The sequence below is a fragment of the Neobacillus sp. GCM10023253 genome, assembly GCF_042653105.1.
GTDB lineage: Bacteria > Bacillota > Bacilli > Bacillales > Cytobacillaceae > Neobacillus > Neobacillus citreus.
On sequence record NZ_JBHSHV010000003.1, the window covers coordinates 1,009,999 to 1,031,962 of the forward strand.

21 protein-coding genes are annotated in these 21,964 nt (G+C 41.8%); 18 read left to right on the plus strand and 3 right to left on the minus strand.

Annotated features, from left to right (window positions below; genetic code table 11):
• The first annotated feature begins 5 nt into the window (after positions 1-5).
• The 12 genes from ACFPA1_RS05235 (at position 6) to ACFPA1_RS05290 (ending at position 14,888) form a co-directional block, all read left to right on the plus strand.
• A complete protein-coding gene (locus ACFPA1_RS05235; protein WP_378581650.1) occupies positions 6-518 on the plus strand; it encodes an RNA polymerase sigma factor in 513 nt (170 codons plus the stop codon).
• Positions 519-793: 275 nt separating this feature from the next.
• Entirely contained in the window at positions 794-2,065 is a 1,272-nt protein-coding gene (locus ACFPA1_RS05240; protein WP_213140220.1) for an allantoate amidohydrolase, read from the plus strand.
• Positions 2,062-3,318 (plus strand): ArgE/DapE family deacylase, encoded by a 1,257-nt coding sequence (locus tag ACFPA1_RS05245; RefSeq protein WP_378581652.1) that lies wholly within the window; start codon positions 2,062-2,064, stop codon positions 3,316-3,318. Before ACFPA1_RS05240 ends, ACFPA1_RS05245 begins: the two co-directional genes overlap by 4 nt.
• A gap of 150 nt (positions 3,319-3,468) precedes the next feature.
• Complete coding sequence (locus ACFPA1_RS05250) at positions 3,469-4,224, plus strand: IclR family transcriptional regulator (RefSeq protein ID WP_378581654.1); 756 nt, start codon at positions 3,469-3,471, stop codon at positions 4,222-4,224.
• A gap of 371 nt (positions 4,225-4,595) precedes the next feature.
• Positions 4,596-5,420: a transketolase gene (locus ACFPA1_RS05255; RefSeq protein ID WP_378581656.1), complete on the plus strand. Its 825-nt coding sequence runs from the start codon at positions 4,596-4,598 to the stop codon at positions 5,418-5,420.
• The gene (locus tag ACFPA1_RS05260; protein WP_378581658.1) at positions 5,421-6,368 is read left to right on the plus strand and encodes a transketolase family protein; all 948 of its coding nucleotides are present in this window, start codon (positions 5,421-5,423) and stop codon (positions 6,366-6,368) included.
• Between the two features lie 21 nt (positions 6,369-6,389).
• Positions 6,390-7,841, plus strand: coding sequence for a four-carbon acid sugar kinase family protein (locus ACFPA1_RS05265; RefSeq protein WP_378581659.1), 1,452 nt, complete (start codon positions 6,390-6,392; stop codon positions 7,839-7,841).
• A gap of 1 nt (position 7,842) precedes the next feature.
• Positions 7,843-9,573, plus strand: a complete 1,731-nt coding sequence (locus ACFPA1_RS05270; protein WP_213140214.1) for a thiamine pyrophosphate-binding protein — start codon at positions 7,843-7,845, stop codon at positions 9,571-9,573.
• A gap of 87 nt (positions 9,574-9,660) precedes the next feature.
• On the plus strand, positions 9,661-10,572 hold the full coding sequence (locus tag ACFPA1_RS05275) for a sugar phosphate isomerase/epimerase family protein (protein WP_378581660.1): 912 nt from the start codon (positions 9,661-9,663) through the stop codon (positions 10,570-10,572).
• Between the two features lie 204 nt (positions 10,573-10,776).
• Positions 10,777-12,138 carry an allantoinase gene (locus tag ACFPA1_RS05280; RefSeq protein ID WP_378581661.1) on the plus strand — a complete coding sequence of 454 codons (1,362 nt, stop codon included), beginning with the start codon at positions 10,777-10,779 and terminating at the stop codon, positions 12,136-12,138.
• 165 nt (positions 12,139-12,303) lie between these two features.
• Complete coding sequence (locus ACFPA1_RS05285; protein ID WP_213115805.1) at positions 12,304-13,635, plus strand: nucleobase:cation symporter-2 family protein; 1,332 nt, start codon at positions 12,304-12,306, stop codon at positions 13,633-13,635.
• A 29-nt stretch (positions 13,636-13,664) separates the two neighbouring features.
• Complete coding sequence (locus ACFPA1_RS05290) at positions 13,665-14,888, plus strand: PucR family transcriptional regulator (RefSeq protein ID WP_213140211.1); 1,224 nt, start codon at positions 13,665-13,667, stop codon at positions 14,886-14,888.
• A 36-nt stretch (positions 14,889-14,924) separates the two neighbouring features.
• Here ACFPA1_RS05290 and ACFPA1_RS05295 read toward each other — a convergent pair whose 3' ends face one another.
• Entirely contained in the window at positions 14,925-15,671 is a 747-nt protein-coding gene (locus tag ACFPA1_RS05295) for a PucR family transcriptional regulator (protein WP_213140210.1), read from the minus strand.
• Between the two features lie 266 nt (positions 15,672-15,937).
• Here ACFPA1_RS05295 and uraD point away from each other — a divergent pair, with 266 nt between their 5' ends.
• From uraD to ACFPA1_RS05325, 6 genes are all read left to right on the plus strand, one after another.
• The gene (uraD, locus tag ACFPA1_RS05300; protein ID WP_213140209.1) at positions 15,938-16,438 is read left to right on the plus strand and encodes a 2-oxo-4-hydroxy-4-carboxy-5-ureidoimidazoline decarboxylase; all 501 of its coding nucleotides are present in this window, start codon (positions 15,938-15,940) and stop codon (positions 16,436-16,438) included.
• Positions 16,439-16,550: 112 nt separating this feature from the next.
• Positions 16,551-17,522, plus strand: coding sequence for a factor-independent urate hydroxylase (pucL, locus tag ACFPA1_RS05305; protein ID WP_378581662.1), 972 nt, complete (start codon positions 16,551-16,553; stop codon positions 17,520-17,522).
• Positions 17,519-17,872 carry a hydroxyisourate hydrolase gene (gene uraH, locus ACFPA1_RS05310; RefSeq protein WP_213140207.1) on the plus strand — a complete coding sequence of 118 codons (354 nt, stop codon included), beginning with the start codon at positions 17,519-17,521 and terminating at the stop codon, positions 17,870-17,872. The genes pucL and uraH overlap by 4 nt, the downstream gene beginning before the upstream one ends.
• A 43-nt stretch (positions 17,873-17,915) precedes the next feature.
• Positions 17,916-18,437 carry a thiol peroxidase gene (gene tpx / locus ACFPA1_RS05315; RefSeq protein WP_213140206.1) on the plus strand — a complete coding sequence of 174 codons (522 nt, stop codon included), beginning with the start codon at positions 17,916-17,918 and terminating at the stop codon, positions 18,435-18,437.
• Positions 18,438-18,612: 175 nt separating this feature from the next.
• On the plus strand, positions 18,613-19,980 hold the full coding sequence (locus ACFPA1_RS05320) for an MFS transporter (RefSeq protein ID WP_241113880.1): 1,368 nt from the start codon (positions 18,613-18,615) through the stop codon (positions 19,978-19,980).
• 255 nt (positions 19,981-20,235) lie between these two features.
• The gene (locus ACFPA1_RS05325) at positions 20,236-20,412 is read left to right on the plus strand and encodes a Fur-regulated basic protein FbpA (RefSeq protein WP_213140205.1); all 177 of its coding nucleotides are present in this window, start codon (positions 20,236-20,238) and stop codon (positions 20,410-20,412) included.
• Between the two features lie 53 nt (positions 20,413-20,465).
• Here ACFPA1_RS05325 and ACFPA1_RS05330 read toward each other — a convergent pair whose 3' ends face one another.
• Both ACFPA1_RS05330 and ACFPA1_RS05335 read right to left on the minus strand, forming a co-directional pair.
• Complete coding sequence (locus ACFPA1_RS05330) at positions 20,466-20,864, minus strand: hypothetical protein (RefSeq protein ID WP_378581663.1); 399 nt, start codon at positions 20,862-20,864, stop codon at positions 20,466-20,468.
• 83 nt (positions 20,865-20,947) lie between these two features.
• Entirely contained in the window at positions 20,948-21,874 is a 927-nt protein-coding gene (locus ACFPA1_RS05335) for an MBL fold metallo-hydrolase (protein WP_378581664.1), read from the minus strand.
• Positions 21,875-21,964: the final 90 nt, after the last annotated feature.

The window sequence follows — 21,964 nt, forward strand, 5'->3', positions numbered from 1 at the left end:
GGGAGATGGAACTGGATTTCACAGAGCTTTATTCGCTCTATTATAAACGGTTGTTTGTGATTAGCTATTCCATTACGAGGGACCGGTTTCACGCTGAAGATGTCGTTCAAGAAACGTTCATTAAAGCGTTGAATAAGGCGGGAACGATTGAAGAGCAAGGAAAAATGGGAGCTTGGCTATCTGTGATTGCAGCCAGAACTGCCATTGATTTTATCAGACGTGAGAAAAGAAAAAAAGCTGTCCCTTTTGAACACGATTTGCTTGAACTTATGGGCAAAGAAACAAAACAGAATGTGGAGCAGGAAGTAGAGACAGGTTTGCTTTTTGAAGAGATCAATGAGGCAATCGGGACGCTGCAATATGAGCAGCAGGAGTTACTGATGCTTAAGTTCACAAAAGGTTTAAAAGAAGAGGAAATCGCAAATGTACTCCAATTGAACCCTAATACGGTAAAAACAAAGATCTACCGGGCCAGAAAAAAACTTAAGTTATTGGTTTTTGAAACGAAAATTGCATAAATTAAATGCTGCTGTCGATGACGGCGGTGTTTTTTTTGCCAAAAAGTTTGATAGTTCTCACAAAAAAAAACAACCGCATTTATCTGTAGCAAAAAGGAAATTATGGAATCAAATAGAATAATAATATTAACATTTAAAGCACAATTATTATATAAAATTAGTTATCTGAAAAATCTTGCTATTTTAATTTTGTGATGATAAAATAAAATCACGAACAATATGAAACGAGGTTTTGTAATAAGCAACAAAAATTAACCAGACAAGGGGTGATTTGTTTGGAGATAAAAAAAGGACAGATTTGTGGCCAAAGAATATCGCAAAGGCTGGAGGAATTAGCTGAAATCTCTGAAACAAAAAATGGGGTAACGAGACTATCATTTACAAAAGAGTTTCAAAGAGGCCAAGATTTGGTGAAAAAATGGATGAGTGATGCCGGCATGAAGGTTCGTGTCGACAATCTCAATAATATAATTGGCCGCTACGAAGGTGCAAAACCAAACGCACCAGCGTTAATGATTGGCTCCCATCTTGATACCGTTATTAACGGTGGAAAATATGACGGGATGTTAGGTGTTATTGCCGGAATCGAAATTGTTCAGGTACTTTATGAAAATGACACACGGCTGGACCACCCAATCGAGGTCATCGGCTTTAGCGATGAAGAGGGGGTCAGATTTCACTCCACCTTCCTTGGAAGCAAAGCCATCGCCGGAACCTTTTCTCCACAAACATTAGAGCTTACAGATGAAACAGGTATCACCCTGGCAAGTTCTCTTGAGGAATTGGGCTTAGAACCGTATCAATACAAATCAGCCGCAAGACATGCAAATGATGTTCTTGGTTACATAGAACTTCATATTGAACAAGGTCCCGTACTAGAAAAAGAAGGCCTTCCATGTGGAGTGGTAACCGGAATAGCCGGTGCCTCCAGGTTTTCTTTTAAAGTTACCGGTTTTGCTGGTCATGCGGGAACCGTGCCCCTCGACCTTCGCAGGGATGCTCTTTCTGGAGCGGCAGAAATCATTTTAGCAATAGAAAAATTAGCTAAAGAAAACGCGCCGATTGTCGCAACTGTCGGAAAGCTTCAGGTAAATCCGGGGGCAAGCAATGTCATCCCAGGGGAAGTGACAGGAACACTTGATATTCGTGATACCGATGCAGTCCGAAAATCAAGGGTGATTGACGAAATTCTTCATGTCGCGAACACCATCTGCCAGAAACGCAATCTCTCTTTCCAGGTTGAAAAAATAATGGAAACCGACCCTACACTATGTGACGCAAACATTATCGCTGCCATTGAATCGTCTATTCTCTCAAATGGGATGAGGACCATTTCTTTAATAAGCGGAGCAGGTCATGACGCCATGGCGATGGCAGAACTTACAAAGGTAGGTATGATATTCGTCCGCTGCAAAGAAGGAATCAGCCATAACCCTGCTGAATTCGCAGCCGTAAAAGACATTGAAATGGGTGCCAAAGTCTTGCTGGATACTGTGATCCAATTAACAGTTAAAAATTCAAATATGGAAAAGGAGAAAGTAAATTGAAAACAAACACATTAAGCGCAGAGAAGCAGCAATTAATCAATTATATTGAGGAAAACCAGGCTGAACTAATTAAGTTTTTGCAAGAGCTTGTTTCAATCCCTTCCGATAATCCCCCAGGAGATTGCCAAGCAATTGCTGAACATATCTATAAGCGCCTCGATGGCTTTGGATTGGAAAACGTATCACTTAATGAAGTAGAAGAAGAAAAAGTGAAGGCAGTTGGAATGATTAGAGCATCCAATGTGGTCGCATACTCCACGTTCGGAAGCGGTGAAGGTCCTGAAATTACCCTAAATTCTCATGGCGACGTAGTGCCACCGGGACTTGGCTGGACCCAAGATCCGTATGGCGGTAACGTGGTCGATGGAAAAATGTATGGCCGCGGCGTTGCTGTGTCAAAATCGGACATTGCTTCCTATACATTTGCTGTTCTAGCTTTAAGAAAGCTGCAGGCTGACCTAAAGGGAAAAATTTCTCTTGCGTTCACTTTTGATGAAGAAACTGGCGGTGACATTGGGCCAAAATGGCTGCTTGATAAAGGACTAATTAACCCGGATATGGTAATTTGCCCAGGATTCACTTATTCGTTGGTGAATGCCCATAACGGCTGTCTTCATTTGGAAGTGAAATTGAAGGGGAAATCTGCCCATGCTGCTGAACCGCAATATGGCCACGACGCCCTTGAAGCCATGACCGGCGTATTAAGTGCATTATACGAATACAGAAAAGGTTTTTCAAAAATTAAATCAAATGTACCTGGAATCGATTCTCCTAATCTCGTAGTAGGGTTAATTTCTGGCGGCATTAATACAAACGTGGTACCAGATGAGGCGACCATCCGCATTGACAGACGGCTTATTCCAGAGGAAAATCCTCAGGTTGCTGAGCTTGAAATTCGTAACGTCATCGCTGAAGCACTGGAAAACTATGCAGGGGTGGAGGCATACATCAATCAAATTCTGCTGGCGCGCGCTTTCGGGCCGGTCCCAGTTGATTCTCCTTTAGTACAATCAATTTCTACTAACTGGACAACAATTATGGGTGGAGAACTGCCGGTGAACGGAGTGCCATTATATACGGATGCCCGTCATTTTTATGAAGCAGGCATTCCTGTCGTCCTCTTTGGAGCCGGTCCGCGTACACTCCTTGAGGCTAATGGACATCGTGCTGACGAGCATATTAAAGTGGATGATCTGTTAAAATCGACCAAAATTGTCACATTAGCTTTATATGATTTATTAACTCAACAATAATAGGGATATTGAAAGGGTATTCTTCATTTGAGAATATCCTTTCTTCGTTTAAAAATATAGTGATATAATGAGAACAGAATAGATTCTATGAAAAGTACAGCATTTGATTCTCCTTATAAATATTAATAGCAAAGATAGAGGGGTCGGAACATGGTACAATCAATTGATAGAGCCTTAACCATTGTTAACTATGTCAGTTCACAGAAGGGCGGTTTAGGTGTAACGGAGCTGGCCGAAAAATTAGGATTAAATAAAAGTTCTATATTTCGGATTTTAGCCACCCTTGCCTCCCACGGCTACATTGAACAGGACCCAGATACGAAGAAGTATAAATTAGGTTATAAATATTTGGAATTGAGCGCCAAGCTGTTAGATTCCATTGATATCCGAAAAGAAGCAAAGCCATTTTTGCAAGAATTGGTAGATCTATCAAATGAAGTGATTCATTTAATCATTTATTCACAAAAAGAAGCGGTCTATATTGAAAAATTAGAGGGCAGTGAAACATTGCGAATGCACTCGCAGGTTGGCAGACGTGTTCCTATGCATTGCACCAGTGCTGGGAAAGTTTTATTGGCATATTTGCCGACTGAAGAGGTCATGGATATGATCGAGGAAAAAGGGCTGCCAAAACACACAGACAACACGATAACGGACCAAGACGAATTATTGGATATTCTGGAAAAAATCCGTAAAAAGGGCTATGGAGTAGAGCGGGAAGAAAATGAACCCGGTGTTACTTGTATGGCTGCGCCCATCTTTAATCATCTTGGAAATGTGATTGGTGCCGTAAGTATTTCCGGTCCTTCCATGAGAATGACGGAAGCTAGGCTGGATGAACTAAAGTACAAGTTAATTGAAGTCGGTTCATCGATTTCAAGACGACTCGGGTATAAAGGAGAATAAGTGAAATAAAGACATGACTCCAGGCGAGCATGTCTTTTTACATAAACGTGAGAAGACATGGTTTTGCGAGAAACATGTCTTTTTTTGTCGAAAGAATAATTAGAAAATTCATAAAAAGGTTATTGAAAACATTTGAAAGCGATGTTATGATTTCTTTAAATAAAACATATCGGAAACGCAGTTTCATAATAAGCAACATTAAGTTGAGATGTGTTAAAATAATTAATTGCTCTTTTTTTAAGTATTAATAGAAACGTTGTTTCTCAATAAGCAACGAATGGGAAGAGTGGTCCAAAAAAGATGGCATAATTATTTTTTTGCACATTAAAAGAAACTGAGTTTCATAATAAGCAACAAAGGAGGAAGGAATAATGCAGCTTGAATCTAACCGTAAAGAATATTTACAGGAATTAACGAAAACAATCCGCCGTCATATTGTCAAAATGACCCATCATGCGGGTAGTGGGCATCCAGGTGGATCTTTATCAGCAACCGAATTATTAACAGATTTATTTTTTGAACATATGAATGTCGACCCAAATGAGCCTAATTGGGAGGAAAGGGATGTATTCTTCTTATCCAAAGGGCACTGTACACCAGTTTATTATTCGGTTTTGGCCGAAAAAGGGTTCTTCCCAGTTGAAGAACTGATGACCTTCCGAGATGTGGACGGCCGCCTTCATGGCCACCCATGCGGTGAGCATATCCCAGGGGTCGATGCATCATCTGGTTCACTAGGGCAGGGGCTGTCATTAGCGAACGGAGTAGCAATGGCTGCCAAACTTGATGGCAAGCCAAGAAGAGCCTACGTGATGATTGGTGATGGCGAGTCACAGGAAGGGCAAGTTTGGGAAGCAGCAATGACAACAGCCCACTTTAATTTGGATAATGTTTGCGCGATTATCGACTGGAACAAAATCCAGCTGGATGATTACGTAGAAAACATAAAAGGCATGAAGGATTTCAAAGCCAAGTGGGAAGCATTCGGCTGGCATGTGATCGAAATTGACGGTCATAACCTTGATGACGTCCATTCAGCGTTCGAACAGGCGAAGACGGTGAAAGGAAAGCCGACGGCCATTCTGGCGCACACGGTGAAGGGAAAAGGAATCTCATTTATGGAGAATACCCACAAGTGGCACGGGTTAGCTCCAAATGATGAGGAACTAGAATTGGCACTAAAGGAGTTGGTTTAAATGGCAGCACAAAAAGCACCACGCGAAGGCTTTAGCGAAGCATTAATAAGACTTGGACATCAACATGAAGATTTGGTTGTACTTGATGCAGACTGTGCTAAATCCAATATGACAAATTTTTTCAAGGATCAATTTCCAAACCGATTCTTTAATGTCGGGATATCTGAATGCGACTTAGTCGGTACGGCAGCTGGATTGGCCATTGGTGGGAAAATCCCCTTTGCCAATGCTTACGCCAACTTTTTAACAGGCCGTGCCTATGACCAAATGCGGATTTCAGTATGCTACTCGAACAATAATGTGAAAATTGTCGGCCATAATGCCGGAACATCGGCTGCACAGGAAGGAGCGACACACCTGCCGCTTGAAGATATTTCGCTTATGCGGTCCTTACCAAGAATGACGGTGATTGTTCCAGCTGATTCCCTGGAAATGGAAAAGGCGGTAGAAGCAGCATATTACCATGAAGGTCCGGTTTACTTACGGGTTGGGAAGCTGCCTGTTCCAATTGTCACGAAAAAAGAAGACCGTTTCCAAATCGGAAAAGCAATAAAATACCGTGACGGGAACGATGTTACTTTAATCAGTACAGGAATCATGCTTGATGAAACTTTTAAGGCAGCCGAAGCGCTTGGCAAAAAAGGGATTCAAGCAGATGTCCTGCACATCCACACCATTAAACCAATAGATGTTGAAGCGATTGCGACCTCTGCTGCTAAGACAAAGAGGGTCGTAACAATAGAAGAGCATTCCATAATCGGCGGATTAGGAAGTGCTGTGGCGGAGGTCCTTTCCGAACATTGCCCAGTGCCATTAAAACGGATTGGCACACAGGACCGCTTCGGAGTATCCGGTAAAATGCATGAGCTTTTGGATTTCTTCGAACTAAGAGCAGCACGCATTACTGCAACTGCGGAAAAACTGGTCGATTCAGCATTAATCAAATAGACCTAGGAGGTGGCGTCGGCCTTGACAACCAAAACCGATATGATTTTTCAAGAAATAATCAGCAATTCTTCCACCTTACAGGGGGACACCCCGTTAAGGAAGACAATCTTTTCCAAGCTGAAAGAATTAAATCATAAGCTAATTGTTCTAGATGATGACCCAACTGGAGTCCAGACAGTCCATGATGTTTCCGTTATCACAGATTGGGATAAACGCTGGATTCGTAAAGGCCTCGAAGAGGATACACAAGTTCTCTATATTTTAACGAATACAAGAAGCTATGAGCCGGAAAAAGCCGCCAGAATCAATACAGAAATTATTGAAAACTTAGCGGTGGTGTCTAAGGAATTGAATGTATCCTTCACGATCATCAGCCGGAGCGACTCAACTTTACGCGGCCATTATCCATTAGAAATTTCCGTTTTGGAAAAAGCACTGACCGAAAAGCTGGACTGGAACATTGATGGGCACCTTATCATACCAGCCTTTTTCGAAGGGAATCGATATACAGTCGATAATACTCATTATCTTTTGGTCAATCAAAATCTGGTTCCAGTGAACAATACAGAATTCGCAAAAGATGCAGTATTTGGCTACTCAACCGCTTATCTGCCGGATTATGTGCAGGAGAAATCGGAAGGAAAGTTCACTTCGGAACAGGTATTATCCATTTCCATTGAAGATATTCGCAGCGGCGGTGTCGATCAAGTTTTTTCAATTTTAGATAAAGCTTCCGGTAATGTGCCAATTGTTGTGAACGCCATCAATTATCAGGATTTGGATGTCGTTTCCCTGGCGCTGTTAAAGGCTATTGAAAGAGGGAAACACTTCCTGTTTAGGACCGCAGCCTCCTTAGTAAAGTCATTAGGTGGGTTTTCCCATAAACCATTTCTTGAAGCAAAGGAAATGGCTCAAGGATCTGACGGTAAGAATTTTGGCGGATTACTGGTAGTCGGCTCCCATACTAAATTGACCACAGAGCAGCTTTCCGACTTAGTTTCGGAGGTTCATATAAGACCAATTGAATTGAATGTGGAAATGATTTTAGAAAAGAACCAAAGAAAAGACGAAATCCAAAGGGCCGCCCAATTACTAGAAGCCTCCATTAAAAATGGTGACAATACAGTCCTTTATACAAGCAGAACTGTCATCAAAGCGGTAAGCAAGGAGGAGAATTTACAGTATAGTCAAATCATCTCCCAAGCTCTAGTAGAATTAGTCCACTCCTTAACGGTAAAACCAAAATTTATTATGGCAAAAGGGGGGATCACCTCCAGTGATATTGCTACAAGCGGTTTAGGAATCAAGAAGGCTAAAATACTCGGCCAGGCGGCTGCAGGGGTTCCTGTTTTACTCACAGGAGAAGAAGCGAGAATTAAAAATACAACTTATATTGTGTTTCCAGGGAATGTAGGTCAGAAAAACACGATTACGGAAATATTTAAAAAAATAGATAGTGAACTGGGGGATTAACATGGCAAAACAAAAAATGACCGCTGCTGAAGCAATTGCAGCTTATCTAGTTCGAAAAGGCGTTGATCAAATTTATGGTGTTCCGGGGGCTGCAATTCTTCCATTGTATGATGCGATTCGCGAGAAAACCAATATAAAATCTTATGTTGTCCGTCACGAGCAAACTGCAGCGTTTATGGCAGACGGATATTCCCGGGCAACTGGAAGGGTTGGCGTTTGTGCAGCTACTTCCGGACCAGGAGGAACAAACTTCCTAACAGGCTTATATGGCGCATGGATGGATTCGATTCCAATGATTGCTTTCACAGGCCAGCAGAAATCAACTTTAATCGGAACAATGCAATTCCAAGAAGCACCGATTTGCGAAATGGCTAAGCCGGTTTGTAAAGCTGTTTACCAATTAACAGACGGAAAAGACGCAGCTAAAATGATTCACGAGGCATGGACGACGGCAACAACAGGACGAAAAGGCCCTGTATTAATTGACTTGCCGATCAATACGCAAAAGGTTGAACTTGAAGTTGATTGGGATGAGTTTGTGGATGAACCAGAGGTACTGCCTTCTGCATCAAAGGAGGAACTCTATGAAGTTCTAAACCTATTAAAGGATGCCAAAAAACCTGTTCTTATTTCCGGAGGCGGAGTAAACCTTGCAAATGCCACGGAAGAGCTAAAGGAACTGGCAGAAACATTGCAAATCCCTGTGGTTACAACTGGTATGGGGATGGATACTTTCCCGAACGATCATCCGCTGTTTGCCGGAAGAATGGGAACAATGCTAGATACACCATACGGAAATATGACCATCTTAAATTCGGATCTGATCATTAATCTAGGCGGCCGTTTTGCAGACCGCAGCACCGGCACAGTGGATATTTTTAAGCGCGATGCAAAAATTATCCACATTAACCTGGATCCAAAAGAACTTGGCAAAACCGTACAGACGGAGCTTGGAATCGTTTCCGATGTGAAATCCTTCATGGCAGGCTTAACTGAGGTTTATAAATCCTTGGATGTGGGCATTGCGGCAGCTGTTGAACCAGGCATTAAGAAGCTTGATTTAACCGAGGAAAGAAAGAAGTATGCCCGTAAACAAGATTATGATACCCTTCCGATTCGTCCGGAACGCGCTCTGAAAGAGCTTCGCGAATTCTTAGACCGTGATGCTTTTGCATCACATGACTGCGGAATCAGCCAAATTTGGTCTTGTCAATTGTTTGAAACTTATGTTCCACGCAGCTATTTATTAACAGGCGGTGCAGGTACGATGGGCTGGGGATTAGGAGCTGCTATGGCAGCGAAGCTTGCCTTCCCAGAGCGTCAAAGCGTCAATATTCTTGGCGACGGAAGTCTAGGAATGTCCCTGCAGGATCTTGCCACTGCCGCTAAGCATAATATTCCGGTAATCGTATTCGTTATGAATAATTCATTACTTGGATTGATTCGCCAGCAACAAAATTGGTTTTATGATGAGCGCGATATCTCTACAGACCTGATTTACAAAAATGAACTCTGCGACAATGAAGAGCGCGGTATTGATTTTGTGAAAACCGCTGCCGGAATGGGCGTCCGCGGGGAACTTGTTACCCACTATGATGACATTAAACCAGCATTGCAGCGAGCGGTGGACAGTGGCAAACCATACTTGATTGAAGTGGTTGTCGACCCAACGGCAGTTTGCGGGTTCTCTAATAACGGTAGTTTAACTGGCTTTGAATATTCTAACAAATAATCAATCTATTAAAAAAGGAAAAAAGAGCAGCGGACTCTTTTTTCCTTTGGGGAAGGGGGAAGTTCCGGATTTATTCCGGTATTGCATATGAAAATAGATCTTCAACATTTTATGCAGGTTGGTATTGTTCATTTTATGGCCTATCCGGAAGCCATGAAGGGTGAGGGGAAAATTTCAGACACAGTTCGGAAAATCGTCACGGATGACTTTTTTTCAGGGATTGAAGTAACAAGGGTCAATGATCCTGCAGAAAGACAAAAGGTTGCTTCCCTATTGAAATCCGGGCGGATGGCCGTTGGTTTTGGTGCCCAGCCGATCCTGCTTAGCAATAAAGGCGATTTGAACTCGTTTGACCCGGAAAAACGGAAGGCGGCAATTGATCTTGTAAAGGCCGGGATCGATCAAGCCTATGAGTTGAATGCTTCGAAATTAGGATTCTTAAGCGGTCCTAAACCGGATCAGAATGTGGATAGAGCCCTCCAATTGCTTACTGATTCGATAATTGAATTATCCCAGTATGCTAGACAGAAGGGTAATCTAGTACTCTCATTAGAAACCTTTGATGATGAAACCGATAAAAAATGCCTAATTGGACCAAATCATTTGGCGGTTGAAATTGCGAAGGAAGTAAGAAAAGTAGACCCAAGCTTTGGCTTAATGCTGGATTTGAGCCATCTTCCGATGCAGCGGGAAACCTCAAAGGATGCCTTAACCATTGCCCGTGATTATATTAATCACGCTCATATCGGAAATTGCTATATTAAGGATAAAAATGATCCTGCCTATGGTGACCAGCATCCGCGATTCGGCTACCCGGGAAGTGAGAATGACGTCGAGGAATTAACGGAATATTTAAGAATGCTATTAGAAATAGGTTACATCGGGGAAGGGTCTAGAAATGTGGTCGCATTTGAGGTAAAACCGGTTGGAAATGAGGATTCCGATGCGATTATTGCGCAGTCGAAACGAACCTTAATCCAAGCATGGGCACGGCTCTAAATCTATCTATTTTATTAGGAATGATTCCTCTCCCGTATTCATACATTTTCGGGAGAGGATGAAATAGAAAAGTTCTTTAATAAGAACTTTTCTAAATTTATATTAAAAGACGGGAGGAATTAATGGGTTAACAAAGAATTAATATTAATGGCAGCGTTTTCACTATGCGGACCTTGGTTTAGAGAGGAAGGGTATTAGTCTATTATGCTATTATATGATCTAATTATCCGTAATGGAATGGTTGTTGGTCCTGAGGCAAGTTTTACAGGTGAAATTGGGATCAAGAATGGAAAAATAATTAAAATAACAAGAGATATTCCGATAGAAGGAAAAGCTAAAGAGGAAATAGATGCGATCGGCCTTCACATTTTTCCTGGATTAATCGACACGCATGTCCATTTTAATGAACCTGGAAGAACGGACTGGGAGGGCATCTTGACCGGAAGTAAAAGTCTTGCGGCGGGAGGAGTGACAACATATTTTGATATGCCATTGAACAGCAACCCTCCAACGATTGATGCTTACGGTTTCCGATTAAAGCAGGAGCAAGCGATTAAGAAATCTGTCACAGATTTCCGGCTCTGGGGAGGCCTCGTTCCGGAAAATATAAAATTGCTCGAGGAAATGATTCAATCCGGTGTAATTGGATTTAAAGCCTTTATGTCACCAAGCGGAATTGACGAATTTCATCATTCGGATGATGCCACGCTAATGGCAGGAATGGGTGAAATCGCAAGACTTGGATCGATCTTGGCTGTCCATGCAGAAAGCACTGTTATGACGGAGTTACTAGCTGCAGGTAAGATTAAAGAAGGAAAGCTTTCGGCCCTGGATTACTGCGAATCCCGTCCGATTATATCGGAAATGGAGGCTGTCAGAAGGCTGTTATCCTATGCTGAATTGACCGGATGCAAGGTCCACATTGTTCACGCAAGCAGCAGTAAAGTCGTTGAATTAATAACAGAAGCGAAGAAAAAGGGAATTGATGTAACCGTTGAAACATGCCCACATTATTTATCACTTACTAGTGATGATTTCGCGAGGCTGGGACCAATCGCAAAATGCGCACCGCCATTAAGGAGCTCGGAAGAAGTAGAGGCATTATGGAAAGCGCTTGCGAACGGTGAGATTGACGTAATTGGCTCTGACCATTCTCCTGCCCCGCCGGAAATGAAGAGTTCGAAAGACGGCAATATGTTTGCAGCATGGGGGGGAATAAGCGGTGCGCAGACTAGTTTATCTGTTCTATTGGAAGAAGGATATTGGAAAAGAAACATATCCTTGCAAAAGATTGCAGCCGCCATGTCCACCAACCCTGCGAAACGATTTGGCCTCTACCCGCAAAAAGGGGCAGTAGCCGAGGGAAGCGATGCCGATTTGGCATTGATTAGTTTAAATGAATCTTTTACGTTGAAAGCAGATGACCTTTTTTACCGCCATGCCCATTCTCCCTATATTGGAAAAATGTTTAGGGGGAAAAATAGAATCACCATCGTAAAAGGATCCATTGTTTATCGAAATGGAGAAATATTGCCACAAGAAAACACTGAAACCATCCCACAATAGAACTAGCTTCTATATAGACACATTCATCCCTGTATGGAGAAAATTATCTGAATTTTAACCATATTCAGAATAGGTGTTACTTTGCCGAAACCACTTAAACTCTTCATGAATGAACAGAAGCGGCTCCACAACCAATAAACTTTTTGGAATTTGGGAGGAATATAGATGGAAAGATTAGGAACAGGGAAAACGCTGGCATTAGGATTCCAGCATATTGCCGTTATGTATGGCGGCGCAGTGGCAGTACCAATTATTGTGGCTGGTGCATTAGGTCTGACGCAGGCACAACTTGTATATCTAATTTCATTTGACTTATTGGCATGTGGTATTGCAACATTGCTCCAGGTTATGGGCGGAAAGCATATCGGAATCAAATTGCCGGCTCTTATGGCAGTTTCCTTCATTAATGTTGAACCGGCCATTGCGATAGGGAAAATTCATGGGATAACGGGAGTTTTTGGGGCTGTTATTGTAGCAGGACTGCTCGTGGCCTTGTGCGCCCCGTTCATAGGGAGACTGGTAAGGTTTTTCCCTCCAATCGTATCTGGTTCGGTTATTCTAATCATCGGTATTTCGTTGATGCCAGTAGCGATGAACAATGCTGCCGGCGGGGCAGGCTCTAAAACGTTTGGTGATCCGAAGCACTTGCTGATAGCACTTTTTACGTTATTATGCTTTTTATTATTCAACACCATGTTTAAAGGATTTATTAAAGTTATCTCCATTCTTTTAGCGATGGTAATCGGTACGATTGTAGCAAGCTTTTTCGGAATGGTTAATTTTAACGTCTTTTTAGAAGCAAAATGGTTTAATGTGCCTCAGCCATTTTATTTCGGTGTACCAACATTCGATATTTCTTCCATCATTACGATGACTATTATCACCTTTATTATTGCAATTGAAAGTATTGGTGTATTTTTCGCCCTTGGTGATATCACAGGAAGAGACATTAAATCAGATGATATTAAACGGGGATTGCGTGCTGAAGGTCTTGGAGGATTTATCAGCGGATTCCTCAATTCCTTTAACCATTCGACCTTCTCGCAAAACGTCGGTCTTGTTCTTTTGACAAAGGTAACCAATTTAAGGGTATTGACTGCCGCTGGCGGTATCCTGATTGTGCTGGGGCTTGTGCCAAAGGTTGGTGCTTTAACAACGATGATTCCTCCAGCTGTGCTTGGAGGGGCCATGGTTCCAATGTTTGGGATGTTGATTTCCGCGGCCCTGAAAATTATTGCGAAGGAAGATTTGGCTTCTCCAGCTAATCAACTCATTGTTGCTGTAGGCGTGGGAATTGGCTTAGCGATTAAAGGGGTCCCTGGTGCTTTCGTGGATTTACCGAGTACTGCCCGCTTACTGTTAGGAAACGGGGTTGTAATGGGTTCACTTGTTCTGGTTGTCTTGAACATGATTTTAAATGGTACATCATCGAAGGCAAGTCATGCCGGTCATGGGATTGAAAATGCAGAAATGGCTGCTGCGAAGGAGTCCCATTAAAACTATTCTTTGAATGGAGGCGTTGAGCAATGGCGTTTACGGTATCTGATATTTTAAAGACAAGGCTGATTCCCGGCTGTCGTATAGTGGCAGGGATCCGTGGGTTAAACCGCAACATTCGTTCTGTCAGTATCATGGATGAGCCAGATACCTCTTGGTTAAAACAGGGTGATTTGCTCCTGACAACCGGTTATGTCTTTAAAGATCATCAAGCGACTCAAATAAAATTGCTCAATGACCTGGCCAAACGTAACTGCGCGGGCTTGGCCATTAAAGTAAAACGTTATTTGACGGAAATTCCTGCTTGTATGCTTGAGGAGGCAGATCGCTTAGGTCTGCCTTTGATCGAGCTCCCCTATGAAAATGTCTTGTCTGATTCTCTTTTATCCATTACAAGAGAGATTCTTCAAGATGAACAACGGCAATCATGTGATAAGGATGAAGCTTTTAAAATATTGCTGACGGGAGAAAAAACGGAAGAAGAGAAGGTCCGTTCGATTGCTGATGAGCTTAAGATAAGGCATGATAACCACTTTGTCCTTTTATATTTAAGTGGTGAGGAACAGAAGATGATTCACTCTGTTTTTCCCCAACTAGTCAGTGCGGCGGAGAAGAAGGCAAATGCTAGATTAATCAGTATTCCTCTTCCACAGGGATTTGCGGTGCTGGTATCGGTAACGGAGAATAAGTCACATGAGTTAGCGAATCTTGCGAGAAAAACAGCCAGTTTCTTGGCAAATCAAATACATATAAAATTTCCTAAACACCAGGTCCAGATAGGGGTTGGTTTACCTTGTGCCGGGCTGGGGACGGTTGGACGAAGCTATAAGGAGGCAGTGGAGGCCATTTCGTTAGGGAAAAAACTTTCAAAGGAAGTAAAGGATACCGTTTTTGAATATAGGAACTATGCACCAGAGGGATTACTGCAGCAATTACCGGAACATGCCTTGAAAAATTATTTTCATAGTATGCTGGAATCTCTTTTAGAGTATGATCAGGAAAACGGATCCAATATGCTGTTTACTTTAGAAGCCTATTTGGAATGCGGCGGGAAACTGTTAGACACGGCCAATCGCCTTTTTGTCCACAGAAACACCGTAAAATTTAGGATTGTGCGGATTGAGGAATTGCTGGGATTGGATTTAACAGATAGTCAGGTTCAATTCCGCCTATTGCTGGCGATTCGAATAGCCAGAATGCTAGGAATGCTGCTCGGTTATTCAGAGTCGCAGTTGAGGTCAACTCAATATTAATTTTAAAGTAAAGGGCCCTGATTGATCGGGCCCTTTTTAATATTTATTTAGATGAAACATTTTTATAGCTAATTGTAATTTGAAATTTGTTTTACCGTTGTTCAGGTCCGTACCGAGGAGTTCTTTTATTTTGCTGATTCGCTGGTGGATGGTGTTTCGATGAACGCCGATTGTTTGTGCGGCCTCGGTTGTCTTTGCACCGCAATTAAGATAGACTTCTAAGGTATTTAATAATTCCGTATGGTTTTCTTGATCGTGAGAAATTAATGGTGATAAAAAGGCAGAATAGTAGTCTTTTAGAATCTCTTTAGGAATATGCTTCAGAACGGAATAGATTGAAAAATCAGGACTTTCATTAACAGCTATGTTTTGAAGGTTGGTTTCCGTCTTCGTTTGTGGTGTTAGTAATTCACGCAGTACGGTTTGGATTAGGTCGGCAATCGATAATTCGTTAGGGATTAGGAAAATGGGAAATGCAAGCCTGTTTGCTGCCAGGATCATATCTTGAGGCAGGGAGTTTGGAAAGTGAGCTGTTTTTATCCCTAATCCGGCACAATTTCTTTCAGCCAAATCATACACTAAACTAGTTAATGCTTGTTCATTATTAAAAAAAATATAACCAGTCGTTAAAACTAAGTCCCCAGTCTTTAACCATCTCATCACATCAGGTGCATCAAAACTATTTACTGATATAATGGTCCGGCTTAGACCTTGTGTACCAGCTATCATTTTACATTGGTGAAGTGGTGGAAGTGTTAATGCTTCTTCTAAAGACAGCTTCAATGGTGTCGTTCCCTCCTTTTTTGGTTGTTTAATAGTAGTTTACCTTATGATGTGCTTAGTGCACAATTCGTTTATTTTACTTGTTTTTGGGGATGGTTTTTAACCCAGTGTGCACAGAGCACACTTTATTGGTGTGATATTTGTCACTTATGGCTAATGACCTTCCCCCATTAATGAAGGTAAAATAAAGTTAATCCAAGAGGTGAGAGAGTAATTTGCACCGGCCATTTTGGAAGGCGTTATAGAAAAGAAAGGAAGGAATCAAAATGACTATGAAGCTCGAAACGCTTAATAGTTTAGATCAGCCAGCGTTCACAGAAGTTCTTGGCTGGGTATTTGAACATTCACCATGGGTGGCAGAACGGACCTGGGTGAACCGTCCATTCCAGTCTGTCGCTGATCTTCACCAAGCGTTGGTGGACACGGTGAAGGAATCAACAATGGAAGAAAAGCTCGCTTTGTTAAGGGCGCATCCAGATCTGGCGGCACGGGTACAAATGGCCGATGCCTCTGTCAAGGAACAGGCAAGTGCCGGCCTAAATCAGCTTACCAAAGAAGAACACGAAGAATTTTTATCCCTCAACAACGCATACACATCAAAATTTCAATTCCCCTTCATCATGGCAGTAAAAGGACAAACGAAAGAAACGATTCGAGGCAATATGAAGGAACGGGTGAATAACGATCCGCCAGAGGAACTGCAGGAAGCACTTACCCAGATTTTTAAAATCGCCTTCTTCCGCCTAGAGGATTTTATCATCAAGTAAAAGACCTGGCGACTTAAAGTTTGTATCATTTTTGGTTCCTATATCTTGAAACGCAGGAGCAGCACTTCGGCGATTCAGGGTTAAAATAATAAAATTTTAGGGAGGAATTTAAATGAGTTCACAAGAGAGAGTTTGCTATTATGGTAAAGGTGATGTTTTTGTTTTCCGGACGTACCAAACCCCGCTAGAAGGAATCAAGACTATTCCGGAGTCGAATTTTACCGGCCGCAACAATGTTATTTTTGGAATGAATGCCAAAATTGCCCTTGAGGGAGACTTCCTTCACTCTTTCACAAAAGCTGATAACAGCTGTGTCGTCGCTACGGATTCAATGAAAAATTTCATTCTTCGTCAAGCAGCGCAGTATCACGGACCAACCTTTGAAGGATTTTTAAAATTCGTTTGTAATCGCTTCCTTAATACCTATCCACACATAACATCCGTAGAAATCACCGCAGATGAAGTTCCTTTTGAAACAGTCCAAGTGGCAGGACAAAATGGACTGGAGGCCAGCCCGTTAGTTTATCGTCACTCCAGAAATGAATTAATTACAACAACTGTCAAAGTTGCACGGACTGAACAAGGTAATCAGCTTGTGAAGCAAGAGAGCGGCATTAAAAATCTTCACCTAATTAAGGTAACCGGCAGCTCCTTCTATGGCTTCATCCAAGATGAATACACAACTCTTCCAGAAGCTAAGGACCGTCCGCTTTATATCTATCTTGATATTTTCTACCGCTATAATGATAAAGAGGATGCTGTTTCTGATAATCCTGCTGTTTATGTTCCTGCTGAACAAGTCCGTGATATTGCAGCATCTGTCTTCCATGAAGCTGAAACATTATCAATCCAAGATTTAATTTATCGAGTCGGCTGCCGTGTATTACAGCGTTTCCCACAGATTGCTGAAGTTCAATTTTTATCAAATAACCGTACGTGGGAAACAATTGTGGAGATTCCGGATTCAGAGGGTGCGGTGTTCACAGAACCACGACCTCCATACGGCTTCCAGGGATTTGTCGTTAACCGCCAAGATCTTGTAAATGAAGGCTTAGAATCTCCGACAGAAAGTGTAGAAGCATGAGTGGAAAATTAACCACACATGTCCTTGATATATCCAAGGGCCTTCCAGCAAAAAATTTAAAAATAGAACTTTGGCGGTTAGGACCTGAGCGGTCACTTATAAAGATAGTTTCTACAAACAGCGATGGCAGGGTGGATGCCCCGTTGCTTGCTGAAGGACAGGTAGAATCAGGGGAATATGAATTAGTCTTTTATGTAGCGGATTACTTTCGGGAACAAAGTGTGGGAGTTGGTGAAACGCCTTTTTTAGATAAAGTTCCGATTAGGTTTGGAATTGCTGACACGAATTCCCATTATCATGTTCCACTGTTAGTGGCACCGGGCGGCTATAGCACTTATCGTGGCAGCTGATTTATAGACAGATGTGTAGTGTGTTAAAGGGGGAGAACAAGATATGATTCAAGAACAGACTCGAACGGCAACATTAGCGGGTAATCCTGTAACCTTGCTTGGCCCAGAAATTAAAGTAGGTGATCAAGCACCTGACTTTACGGTTTTGGCAAATGACCGCTCGCCGGTTACTCTTGCTGATTCAAATGGAAAGATCCGGCTGATCAGTGTGGTACCTTCACTTGATACGGGAGTTTGCGACCAGCAGACGAGGCGCTTTAATGAAGCAGCGTCTGAATTGGGTGACAATGTTGTGGTACTGACCATCAGCGCTGATCTTCCGTTTGCCCAAAGCAGATGGTGCGGGGCTGCCGGTATCAGCGGCGTCCAGACTTTGTCTGACCATTTTGAAATGTCATTCAGTACAGCTTATGGAACGTATATAAAGGAACTTCGTTTAAACAGCCGCGCTGTTTTTGTGGTAAATGCTGAAAACATTGTTACGTATGTCGAGTATCTTTCCGAAGTGACCAACCATCCGAATTATGAAGCTGCTTTGGAAGCGGCAAAGGCAGCGGCGAAATAATAATATGGGACCAAAAAAAGCAATGGATTAGTCCGTTGCTTTTTTTTGGGGTCTCCATTTAAAAAGTTTTTACTATGAGCATAGTCTAATCCCCTGGTTTGTCTCATATCATGGAAGCGCATACATTCGATAACTTATTTCATTAAACAATTCCAATTTGAAGTGAGGGATTTTGTTGAGGCAAACAATTATTGAGGGGCCATGGATTGAACAAAAGCACGATTTAGAGAAACCAAGAAAAAAAGAAATGTGGGCATATGGAGTCGGAAGTTTTGGGATTTTCTCTGTCAATACACTGATTAGTTCATTTTTAACCTTTTATTACACGGATGTAGTCGGTATTGCTGGTGCGATTGTCGGAACCTTGATGCTGATTGCAAGATTGTTTGATGGAATTACCGATATCGGAATGGGTTCCATAGTTGATATGACGAGATCTAAACATGGAAAAGCCAGGCCATGGTTGCTTTGGATGTCAGTTCCACTCGGTGTCTCAATTGTATTGTTATTTTCAGTCCCTGATCTCGATCATACAGGCAAAATCATTTATGCCTACATCACATACATTTTGTTCATCCTACTATACACCGCTGCTTCCATCCCGTACAAAACATTGCTCGGCGTCATGACACAGCATCAGCATAGCCGTTCCTTATCAAACATTTACTCTACGATTTTCACCATGATTGGAACCTTAATTGTCATGACCTTTACCCAACCGTTGACGGCTTCCATCGGATGGACAGGACTTGCTGGTTTCTATGGATTGTTATCAATTATTGCCCTTTACATTACCTTCCGATTTGTCAAAGAAAGAGTTGAATCTTCAACATCACAACAAGACAAAATTCCCTTTTCAGCTAGCTTTAAGGCCATCTTACGAAATAAATACTGGATTATCATTACGCTTTTTTGCATCACCTTTTACACTACCATCTGTCTGGTACAAGGCGCAGGGCTATACTACGCGCAGTGGGTTATAGGTGATATCAATAAATTTCCTATCATTGGCCTTACGTTAACGGCACCAATGATTTTGGGGTTATTTTTCATCGGCCCTTTAGTGGCCAGGTTCGGGAAAAGGAACGTGGCCATAATTGGTTCACTGGTAGCGATTGTGGGACAAATAATAAAATGGGCGGACCCTAGTAATTTACCTGTTTTTTTAGTTGGGACAGCGTTAGCGGGCTTGGGAGTCATGCCAACGCTTGGGTTGCTGTTGGCGATGGTCAACGACACCGTTGAATACGGCGAGTACAAAACCGGTTTACGGACAGAAGGACTGGTCAATAGTGCTGCTAGCTTTGGAATGAAGTTTGGTACAGGGCTTGGTCTTGCAGTAGTCGGATGGCTGCTTGGGATTGGCGGATATGTAGGCGGGGCTGTCGAGCAGCCAGCTTTGGCTATTGAAATGATCAAAGCAGTTAATATTCAAATACCGCTCGCATTAGCAGTTATCCAGATTATCCTTATGCTGTTTTTTAGAATTGACAAAGAATACCCGGCCATATTGGCTGAACTGCAAAGGCGGAAAAATGAATAATTCTAAAGAGTCGGACTAAATTTATTTAATCCGGCTTTATTGTATTCATATACATGGTAAAAACCCATTTTTTAAAATCACCTAATTTTTTACAATTTCATTAAAAATATTCGTGACTATCACACTAGTTTATTAAAAAATGATAACAATTCGGTAAAAAACTGTCTTTTCGACAAATTCCATGAATTGGACATTTTATAATGGCAGTGGAAGGTGACAAATTTGTTATTAGCTTAGAGATTGGGGGAGCTTTTAATGGAACATCTTCTTAACGAAACTGTTCAGGAAAAAAGACAATTTCTCATTGAAGAGCTAATTAACTTGGGTATCTTTAAAATCAATGATAAACATCTATATGAATGGACATTAAGTGAATTAGAAAAGGAATTCGAGGAAATTGAAAAAGAATACATGGGAAAAACCGGTACATAGTATGCCGGTTAGAAAAATATAAAAAACAAAGGGGCCCACAAGGCTCCTTCGTTTTATACAGAATCGATTCGATATTGATGCTTAAATTGATAAATCATTAGCTCTGATATAGCAGAATAACCGTTCGAATTAGGATGCACACCATCAGGTGATAAATTTTCCGGTCTTTCCCCGTTTATTACCTTAGTGGTTTCGATAACTAGGGATGGTGAATACTGATTGGCAGTCTCATATAACTTAAGATTCCATTTCGGAAGCAATTGATCAGCAAGAGGATACAGTTTGTCGGACGGTGATAAGGGATTATATAATTCCAAAAATACAATGGTGGCACCGGGATTCACCGATTTTATCCTTGATGCAATGTCAGTTAAGTTTTTTGTAAAAGAGGTTTGTAGCTCACCAAACGACTGAAATACATTTTGCAGGTTCTGTACTAATTTCCAGTTCAATATTGTTATTACCCCCGATTTTGACTTACTTTGGATAAATAAAGGTACATCACTTCGGATGAGTGAGATACCTTTATTTAGTGTTATTTTTTTTCCTCTATCATCGTCTCACCAATTGTCAAAACCTTTAACAGTTCATTAGGAAGTTGTTGTTTTTCCCATTCACGATATAGCCGTTCAAGGGCTTCGGGCCCGGTGTCGTCGGCGAGGCGATAGGCTCCATAATGCATCGGGACAAATTTTTTCGCGTTTAATTCTAAGAAGGCTTTAACACTATCCTCCGGCGAAATATGCGAATCCTTCATGAACCATTCCGGCTCGTAAGCACCAATTGGCATAAACACAGTATCAATGTTGTCAAAACGCTCGGCGATTTGCTTAAATCCCGCAAAATATCCTGTATCCCCGACAAAATACAGCGTTTCTTCTTGAGATTGAAAAATAAACCCTCCCCAATGAGACGTATTCATATCTGTCAGGGTTCTTCTTGTCCAGTGCTGGGCGGGGACAAAATGAATCTGGATGCCTCTGATTTCAGCACTTTCCCACCAGCCCATTTCGCTGACCTTTTGATACCCTTTCCGGTTAAAAAGCGGCTTTAAACCAATTGGAACAAAAAATTGAGGGTTTCCCTTTAATTTTTTGATGGTTGGGAAATCCAAATGATCGTAATGGCCATGAGAAATAACGATTACATCAATCTCAGGAAGATCCTCGAGTGGAATCCCGGGCTCCGTTAATCTTTTTTGAAAGCCCATCCGCTTTGCCCAAACTGGATCGGTTAATATATTAATCCCATTCATTTGAATCAAAAAGGTGGAGTGGCCAATCCAGGTATAAGAAGTTCGGCTCCGGTTTTCTTTAATTTTTTCAATCTGTTTATCCTGGCATTGTGGAATATTAATCGTTAAATCCTTTACCTTGCTTCGTCTTTCTTTGTTCCACTTCATCATATCTTTAAATGACTTGTTGTTTTTTACATCATCGAGATTCGAGTATCTTTTTCTCATAGGCTCACCCGTGGAAATTTTTTTGTTTTGATTATAACAGCATTCAATTAAATGGTAAAATTAAGTAACTTACAATTGCGAGGGGGATTC